This is a genomic window from Variovorax sp. P4_B10 (assembly GCF_056402375.1).
The window spans coordinates 1-8,799 of the sequence record NZ_JBFUHN010000142.1 but is presented as its reverse complement, the minus strand read 5'-3'; the positions used below and the strand labels follow the sequence as shown (position 1 = coordinate 8,799).

Below are 8,799 nucleotides of genomic sequence, written 5' to 3'. Positions count from 1 at the left end.
AACGACTCTTTAGGGGGCTCAAGGCCCCGGCAGATCTCATCTTGAAACGAGTTTCCCGCTTAGATGCTTTCAGCGGTTATCTCTTCCACACTTAGCTACTCGGCAATGCCACTGGCGTGACAACCGATACACCAGAGGTGTGTCCACTCCGGTCCTCTCGTACTAGGAGCAGGCTTCCTCAAATCTGCAGCGCCCACGGAAGATAGGGACCAAACTGTCTCACGACGTTTTAAACCCAGCTCACGTACCTCTTTAAATGGCGAACAGCCATACCCTTGGGACCGGCTACAGCCCCAGGATGAGATGAGCCGACATCGAGGTGCCAAACACCGCCGTCGATATGAACTCTTGGGCGGTATCAGCCTGTTATCCCCAGAGTACCTTTTATCCGTTGAGCGATGGCCCTTCCATACAGAACCACCGGATCACTATGTCCTGCTTTCGCATCTGCTCGACTTGTCAGTCTCGCAGTTAAGCACGCTTATGCCATTGCACTATCGTCACGATGTCCGACCGTAACTAGCGTACCTTCGAACTCCTCCGTTACGCTTTGGGAGGAGACCGCCCCAGTCAAACTGCCTACCATGCACTGTCCCCGATCCAGATAATGGACCTAGGTTAGAACCTCAAACACACCAGGGTGGTATTTCAACGTTGGCTCCACAAGATCTAGCGACCCTGCTTCAAAGCCTCCCACCTATCCTACACAGATCTGTTCAAAGTCCAATACAAAGCTACAGTAAAGGTTCATGGGGTCTTTCCGTCTTTCCGCGGGGAGATTGCATCATCACAAACATTTCAACTTCGCTGAGTCTCAGGAGGAGACAGTGTGGCCATCGTTACGCCATTCGTGCAGGTCGGAACTTACCCGACAAGGAATTTCGCTACCTTAGGACCGTTATAGTTACGGCCGCCGTTTACTGGGACTTCAATCAAGAGCTTGCACCCCATCATTTAATCTTCCAGCACCGGGCAGGCGTCACACCCTATACGTCCACTTTCGTGTTTGCAGAGTGCTGTGTTTTTAATAAACAGTCGCAGCCACCGATTTTTTGCAACCCATTCATGCTTCGTTGTTCACTACACACTAATAGGGCACACCTTCTTCCGAAGTTACGGTGTCAATTTGCCGAGTTCCTTCTCCTGAGTTCTCTCAAGCGCCTTAGAATACTCATCTCGCGCACCAGTGTCGGTTTGCGGTACGGTCGTATATAGCTGAAGCTTAGTGGCTTTTCCTGGAACCTCGTTCAGTCACTTCACCAGCAAGCTGGCTCGATCGTTGGCCTCGGTATATGTGCACCGGATTTGCCTAGTGCACGCCTACATCCAACTAAACCGGGATATCCAACACCCGGATGACCTATTAAGATCCGTCCCCACATCGCACTATATAACGGTACAGGAATATTGACCTGTTTCCCATCAGCTACGCATCTCTGCCTCGCCTTAGGGGCCGACTCACTCTACGCCGATGAACGTTGCGTAGAAAACCTTGCGCTTACGGCGAGGGGGCTTTTCACCCCCTTTAACGCTACTCATGTCAGCATTCGCACTTCTGATACCTCCAGCACGCTTTACAACGCACCTTCACAGGCTTACAGAACGCTCTCCTACCACTTGCAATAAATTGCAAATCCGCAGCTTCGGTAACTGGCTTAGCCCCGTTACATCTTCCGCGCAGGACGACTCGATCAGTGAGCTATTACGCTTTCTTTAAATGATGGCTGCTTCTAAGCCAACATCCTGACTGTTTTAGCCTTCCCACTTCGTTTCCCACTTAGCCAATTTTAGGGACCTTAGCTGGCGGTCTGGGTTGTTTCCCTCTTGAGTCCGGACGTTAGCACCCGGTGCTCTGTCTCCCAAGCTGTACTCATCGGTATTCGGAGTTTGCCTTGGTTTGGTAAGTCGCCATGACCCCCTAGCCAAAACAGTGCTCTACCCCCGATGGTAATACTTGAGGCACTACCTAAATAGTTTTCGGAGAGAACCAGCTATTTCCAAGTTTGTTTAGCCTTTCACCCCTATCCACAGCTCATCCGCTAGTTTTGCAACACTAGTCGGTTCGGACCTCCAGTACCTGTTACGGCACCTTCATCCTGGCCATGGATAGATCACTTGGTTTCGGGTCTACACCCAGCGACTGATCGCCCTATTCGGACTCGATTTCTCTACGGCTTCCCTATTCGGTTAACCTTGCCACTGAATGTAAGTCGCTGACCCATTATACAAAAGGTACGCAGTCACCCCTTACGAGGCTCCTACTTTTTGTAAGCACGCGGTTTCAGGATCTATTTCACTCCCCTCCCGGGGTTCTTTTCGCCTTTCCCTCACGGTACTAGTTCACTATCGGTCAATGATGAGTATTTAGCCTTGGAGGATGGTCCCCCCATGTTCAGACAGGATTTCTCGTGTCCCGCCCTACTTGTCGTTAGCTCAGTACCACACAGGTCATTTCACGTACGGGGCTATCACCCGCTATGGCCAGTCTTTCCAAACTGTTCCGTTATGTCTTGTGCTATCACTAACAGGCTTCTCCGATTTCGCTCGCCACTACTTTCGGAATCTCGGTTGATGTCTTTTCCTCGAGCTACTGAGATGTTTCAGTTCACCCGGTTCGCCTCGCATAGCTATGTATTCACTATGCGATACCTTTCGGTGGGTTTCCCCATTCGGAAATCTCCGGATCAAAGCTAATTTGCCAGCTCCCCGAAGCTTATCGCAGGCTATCACGTCCTTCGTCGCCTATCATTGCCAAGGCATCCACCACGTGCTCTTATTCACTTGACCCTATAACTTTGACGTTTCTTGCGAAACTACAAAATCATCTCAAGGAATATGTCAGGTCTTTCACCTGACGCGTTATGCCGTTACATTCAAAATTCGATTTGACTCGAAATTGAAGTTTCTTTTGACGCAATCAAAAATTCTATGTTGCTGATGGCACGGTCTGCACTAAACCTTTACGAATGTGCAGTTTCCATCAGCAACGCTGATTCGACTCTATGAATTTTTAAAGAACAGCCGATTGATCAAGAGATCTCGATCAACAACAAAGAAGCCTCATGCCTGAGCAGGAAGCCGCTTTGGTGTTGAATTTAAGTATCGCATTATTGGTGGAGGATGACGGGATCGAACCGACGACCCCCTGCTTGCAAAGCAGGTGCTCTCCCAGCTGAGCTAATCCCCCAAAACTCTCACACGAGAAATCAGAAGATTTGGTGGGTCTAGTTGGGCTCGAACCAACGACCCCCGCCTTATCAAGACGGTGCTCTAACCAGCTGAGCTACAGACCCAATCGAGAATCAATGAAGATTTCGACTTCTTCCAACAACCGATAAGTGTGGGCGTTTAAATTAAATTGCTTGTTTCCAGAAAGGAGGTGATCCAGCCGCACCTTCCGATACGGCTACCTTGTTACGACTTCACCCCAGTCACGAACCCTGCCGTGGTAATCGCCCTCCTTGCGGTTAAGCTAACTACTTCTGGCAGAACCCGCTCCCATGGTGTGACGGGCGGTGTGTACAAGACCCGGGAACGTATTCACCGTGACATTCTGATCCACGATTACTAGCGATTCCGACTTCACGCAGTCGAGTTGCAGACTGCGATCCGGACTACGACTGGTTTTATGGGATTAGCTCCCCCTCGCGGGTTGGCAACCCTTTGTACCAGCCATTGTATGACGTGTGTAGCCCCACCTATAAGGGCCATGAGGACTTGACGTCATCCCCACCTTCCTCCGGTTTGTCACCGGCAGTCTCATTAGAGTGCCCAACTGAATGTAGCAACTAATGACAAGGGTTGCGCTCGTTGCGGGACTTAACCCAACATCTCACGACACGAGCTGACGACAGCCATGCAGCACCTGTGTTACGGTTCTCTTTCGAGCACTAAGCCATCTCTGGCGAATTCCGTACATGTCAAAGGTGGGTAAGGTTTTTCGCGTTGCATCGAATTAAACCACATCATCCACCGCTTGTGCGGGTCCCCGTCAATTCCTTTGAGTTTCAACCTTGCGGCCRTACTCCCCAGGCGGTCAACTTCACGCGTTAGCTTCGTTACTGAGTCAGTGAAGACCCAACAACCAGTTGACATCGTTTAGGGCGTGGACTACCAGGGTATCTAATCCTGTTTGCTCCCCACGCTTTCGTGCATGAGCGTCAGTACAGGTCCAGGGGATTGCCTTCGCCATCGGTGTTCCTCCGCATATCTACGCATTTCACTGCTACACGCGGAATTCCATCCCCCTCTACCGTACTCTAGCTATGCAGTCACAGATGCAGTTCCCAGGTTGAGCCCGGGGATTTCACAACTGTCTTACATAACCGCCTGCGCACGCTTTACGCCCAGTAATTCCGATTAACGCTTGCACCCTACGTATTACCGCGGCTGCTGGCACGTAGTTAGCCGGTGCTTATTCTTACGGTACCGTCATTAGCCCTCTTTATTAGAAAAGGCCGTTTCGTTCCGTACAAAAGCAGTTTACAACCCGAAGGCCTTCATCCTGCACGCGGCATGGCTGGATCAGGCTTGCGCCCATTGTCCAAAATTCCCCACTGCTGCCTCCCGTAGGAGTCTGGGCCGTGTCTCAGTCCCAGTGTGGCTGGTCGTCCTCTCAGACCAGCTACAGATCGAAGGCTTGGTGAGCCTTTACCTCACCAACTACCTAATCTGCCATCGGCCGCTCCATTCGCGCAAGGTCTTGCGATCCCCTGCTTTCATCCGTAGATCTTATGCGGTATTAGCACAGCTTTCGCTGCGTTATCCCCCACGATTGGGCACGTTCCGATGTATTACTCACCCGTTCGCCACTCGCCACCAGGATTGCTCCCGTGCTGCCGTTCGACTTGCATGTGTAAGGCATGCCGCCAGCGTTCAATCTGAGCCAGGATCAAACTCTATAGTTCGATCTTGATTTTTGCGCCTGACCTCGCGGTCAAGCAAAACTCATAAAAAAAGAATTAAAGTGAACTTCACTTCTATCTCATGAGCGTTTTTAAGTCTTGCGACTTGTTCCGAAGAACTTACGCAATTACCTTCAAACGCCCACGCTTATCGGCTGTAAATTTTTAACGATCACCGAAGCAACTTTTCGTTTACTTCGTTCAGCTCGCTGTGATCAGCGAAGCCTTGTAGTCTATCACGGTTTTTTAAGTACCGTCAAACTTTTTTCGCTTTCAACATCTTCTTTTCGCACCCCGCAACYTGTCGCTGCGAGACGCTGAAGCTGTTTCAGCGGAGCCTTCGATTATGCACTGTTTTTTGCAATCCAGTCAACTTCGAAGGAAGTTTTTTCAACCAACCCYTCTTGCCGCAGCCCCCTTGGGAACCACCGCTTGAAGCGCATTGCTGCGTTGTCAGCCGAGCCCAYGAGTATACATCGCTTTTTCAGGCCAACGCCACTTCGAAAGCATTTGTTCTTATGCAATCAGTGTCGCTTTCGGCCTGCACACCCAGGCCGACATAAGGCTTGGTCCCTGAGTGTCAACGCTCCTTGCGGAAGCAGGCCCAACCACCCCCTATATAGGGAAGCGTCGCGCGCTCGCCCAGGAGGGCGATACAGGCAAAAAAAAGCCGCCCGAAGGCGGCTGCATATTCAAGCGAGTTTCCGCTCGGCTCAATATCAGTAGTAGCGCGAGCTGTTCATGCGGCGCATCGCTTCGTAGAGCGTCGGCATGCGCGCTTCCTTCGAGCGGTTGCTCATCCGGGCCAGCGCATCGATCTTGGCGACGGCAGCGGTAGTTGCCGTGCCTTCGGACTGCTGGCGCCACACGGCGGCTTGCAGTTCCTGCATCACGCGCGGGTCGTTCTTCGCGGTTTCGAGGAAACGGGCATCGGCGCGGGCAGCGGCACGGCGCTCGGAAGCCACGCGCCAGAGGCCAGCAATGCTGCTCTTGCGAACCGAACCTGCGAACAGCGCGATCAGGCCGATGGCTGCGAGGCAGAAGATGGTCCATGCGGCGAGCAGTGCGCCGTCGTTCCAGTTGGAAACGAGCGTGTCGGCAACCACCAGCACGGCAGCGGCGATGGCGACGATGAACAGGGCGATCAGCGGACGGGCGCCTTCGGCGCCGGTGCGTGCGGCCTGGATCTGGCCGAAAAGAACTTCGGCGCGACGGACGCCGGGGTGGACAGTGGGTTGGTCAACGTGGACAAAGCTGGTCATGGTGCATCCCTCCGGGGATAAGAGGCAACGAGTGCCGATGCCGTGATATTAGGGGTTACCCTAATGCTTTGCCACTTTATCTTTCTGATGTTTATCATTCACGACGCTGATGGATGTCAACTTTCGCACGCTCGACCTCAACCTCCTTCGCGTCTTTGACGAGGTGATGGCGGAGCGCAACCTCACGCGTGCCGCCCGCAACCTCTCGATCACCCAGCCGGCGGTGAGCAATGCGCTGCGACGGCTGCGCGAGGTGCTGGGCGACGAGCTGGTGCGCCGCGCCGGCGCAGGCGTGGAACCCACGCCGCGGGCACTGGCGCTCTGGCCCACCGTGCGCGATGCCTTGCGGCAGCTCCAGCACACGCTGGCGCCAGGCGAGTTCGACGCGGCAACCGCCGACACCACCTTCCTGCTGGCCATGGCCGATGCCACCGCGGCCGAGCTGATCCCGGGCCTGGTGCAGATTGCGGAGCAAGAGGCACCCGCCATTTCGCTGCGCGTGCTGCCGCTGACCACGCGCGATCCGCGCCGCATGCTGGAGAACGAAGAGGTCGACATGGCGATCGGCTACTTCCCCGCCGTGATCGCGAGCCTGGCAGCGCGCGGGCAGTCGGGTGTGGGGGTGCCGTTCGAGACCCAGCGGCTCTATCTGGGCCAGTACGTGTGCGTGATGCGCCGCGGCCATCCGCTTGCGAACGCCCCGCTCACGCTCGACGACTATTGCGCCGCGCGGCACCTGCTGGTGAGCTTTTCGGGGAGGCCTTACGGCTTCATCGACCAGACGCTGGGCGCCATGGGGCGCGAGCGGCGCATCGTGGTGACGGTGAACCAGTTCTTCACGGCGGGCCGGGTGGTCGCCAATTCAGACCTGCTGACCGTGCTGCCGCGCCACTTCGTGACGGTGACCGGCATCGACGACCAGCTGGTGCTGCGCGACCTGCCCTTCGACCAGCCGCCGGTGCATGTGGATGCCATCTGGCACCGGCGCGCCCAGCACGGGCACGCGCACGAATGGCTGCGCACCGCGCTGCTGCGCTCGGCCGGAGCAGCCTTCGCGGGCTCGATCCTCGGACAGAAGGTGCCCCAATAGACCGCGCCCCCTTCGCGAAACACCGCAGAACCGGCTTTGCCGGGCCGCTGGTGTTGCCCCCGGTAGGGGAGGCGAAGCGACACGAAGTGCGCGCAGCCTGGGGGGCGAGCAATTACCTGACGACGCTGAGCCAGGCGGATGCGGCAGCGCGCAGTTCCTGCGCGTGGTGTGCTCCGCGACCGGCGCGGACGTCGGCGCTTTCCATCAGCGCGGCCGCGTGGCTGGCGGGGGCGTTGTCGCTGGAGGAACGGAAGAAACGGGCCACTTGGGCAATGAGGCTGAACATGACAGTGCGCTGCTTTTGGCTGCGCTGGAGTGGTTGATGCTCCAAGATTAAGGGTTATCCCTAGGAAAACAAGCCAAACCTTATGCACTTCATGCATGGGGTAATTCGCCTAGACTGCCCGACGATGAAGCTGCAATTGCTCTCCGACCTGCATCTGGAGTCCCATCCCCGCTTCCATGCCGACCCCATCCCGGGCGCCGATCTGCTGGTGCTGGCGGGCGACATCGGCTCCTACCAGCAAGGCTCCCGCCTGACCGACACCGACTTCGGCCTGGGCCGTTTTTCGCCCCGCAACGGCTGGCCGACGCCCGTGATCTACGTGCCGGGCAACCACGAATACGACAGTGCAGACTTCGACGAAACGCACGAGCGGCTGCACGCACTCTGTAACGAGCTCGACATCCAGTGGCTGGAGCGAGAGACCCTGGTCATCGACGGCATCCGTTTCGTCGGCACCACGCTCTGGGCCGACTTCGACGCACTGGTCGAGCCCACCGACGGCCTGGCCGAGGCGCTCAAGAAACGCGGCAAGGCGATGCGGGCGGCCGACTTCTATCTGGAAAAGGCGGCCACCCTGCGCAACGGCGAGATCTTCCTGGCCGGTCCGCTGCGCGAACAAGCGCTGCTGTGCCAGGCCTGGCTCCAAAAGGCGCTGGCCGAGCCTTTCGGCGGCACCACGGTGGCCATCACGCACTTCGCGCCAACCCTCGCGAGCGCCGATCCGCGCTATGGCCTGACCCCCGGCACGGCGGGCTTCTGCAATGCACTCGACGAACTGCTGCCGTCCGCCAGGCTGTGGCTGCACGGCCACCTGCACTGCCCTTTCGACTACGTGAAGGACGGCTGCCGCGTGGTCGCCAACCCGCTGGGCTACAAGCGCAACGGCGAGCAGGAGGGCTACCGCCCGGACCTGTTGATCGAGGTGCGTTAGGTTAGCGCCCTCCCCGCTCTGTAACGGCTGGCTACGGTCGTGCCACATGCGCTGTGTAGACTGCTCCGAGCCCACCTGGAGAGCGCCATGACCCAGCAAGAACAACAACGCCGCACTTTCCTTCAACGCACGGCCGGCGCAGCGGCGGCGGTCGGCATGCTGTCGGTGCTGCCGAAAGCGATGGCCCAGGCGCCCGATGCGACGGGCAAGGCGATGGGCCAGCTGTCGATGGCCGAGATGGCGCGCCGCCTCGCCGCCGGGTCGCTCAGCAGCGCCCAGCTGGTGGAAGAAGCGCTGGCCGCCATCCAGAACCCCGCGGGCGAAGG

The 8,799-nt window shown here is 56.7% G+C and carries 4 protein-coding genes, 2 tRNA genes, 2 rRNA genes and 1 pseudogene; 3 read left to right on the top strand and 6 right to left on the bottom strand.

What is annotated here, in order from left to right; translation table 11 throughout:
- The 5 genes from AC1DXX_RS32590 to AC1DXX_RS32570 form a co-directional block, all read right to left on the bottom strand.
- Positions 1-2,787, bottom strand: a 23S ribosomal RNA gene (locus AC1DXX_RS32590); the annotation flags it as partial.
- 324 nt (positions 2,788-3,111) lie between these two features.
- Positions 3,112-3,187 (bottom strand) — tRNA-Ala (locus tag AC1DXX_RS32585).
- Between the two features lie 29 nt (positions 3,188-3,216).
- Positions 3,217-3,293, bottom strand: a tRNA-Ile gene (locus AC1DXX_RS32580).
- Positions 3,294-3,372: 79 nt separating this feature from the next.
- A 16S ribosomal RNA gene (locus AC1DXX_RS32575) occupies positions 3,373-4,907 on the bottom strand.
- A 716-nt stretch (positions 4,908-5,623) separates the two neighbouring features.
- Positions 5,624-6,166, bottom strand: coding sequence for a hypothetical protein (locus tag AC1DXX_RS32570; RefSeq protein WP_478138335.1), 543 nt, complete (start codon positions 6,164-6,166; stop codon positions 5,624-5,626).
- A 109-nt stretch (positions 6,167-6,275) separates the two neighbouring features.
- Here AC1DXX_RS32570 and AC1DXX_RS32565 point away from each other — a divergent pair, with 109 nt between their 5' ends.
- On the top strand, positions 6,276-7,256 hold the full coding sequence (locus AC1DXX_RS32565; protein ID WP_478138334.1) for a LysR family transcriptional regulator: 981 nt from the start codon (positions 6,276-6,278) through the stop codon (positions 7,254-7,256).
- A 112-nt stretch (positions 7,257-7,368) separates the two neighbouring features.
- Here the strand turns inward: AC1DXX_RS32565 and AC1DXX_RS32560 are convergent, their stop codons facing one another.
- Entirely contained in the window at positions 7,369-7,542 is a 174-nt protein-coding gene (locus AC1DXX_RS32560) for a hypothetical protein (protein WP_478138333.1), read from the bottom strand.
- Between the two features lie 124 nt (positions 7,543-7,666).
- On the opposite strand from AC1DXX_RS32560, the gene AC1DXX_RS32555 reads away from it, so the two are divergent.
- Positions 7,667-8,473: a metallophosphoesterase gene (locus tag AC1DXX_RS32555; RefSeq protein WP_478138332.1), complete on the top strand. Its 807-nt coding sequence runs from the start codon at positions 7,667-7,669 to the stop codon at positions 8,471-8,473.
- Between the two features lie 87 nt (positions 8,474-8,560).
- Positions 8,561-8,799: pseudogene (locus AC1DXX_RS32550) on the top strand (amidase); the annotation flags it as partial.

Coding starts and splice junctions, on each gene's coding strand:
- AC1DXX_RS32555 (WP_478138332.1), top strand. CDS start 7,667: ATGAAGCTGCAATTGCTCTCCGACCTGCATCTGGAGTCCCATCCCCGC.
- AC1DXX_RS32570 (WP_478138335.1), bottom strand. CDS start 6,166: ATGACCAGCTTTGTCCACGTTGACCAACCCACTGTCCACCCCGGCGTC.
- AC1DXX_RS32560 (WP_478138333.1), bottom strand. CDS start 7,542: ATGTTCAGCCTCATTGCCCAAGTGGCCCGTTTCTTCCGTTCCTCCAGC.
- AC1DXX_RS32565 (WP_478138334.1), top strand. CDS start 6,276: ATGGATGTCAACTTTCGCACGCTCGACCTCAACCTCCTTCGCGTCTTT.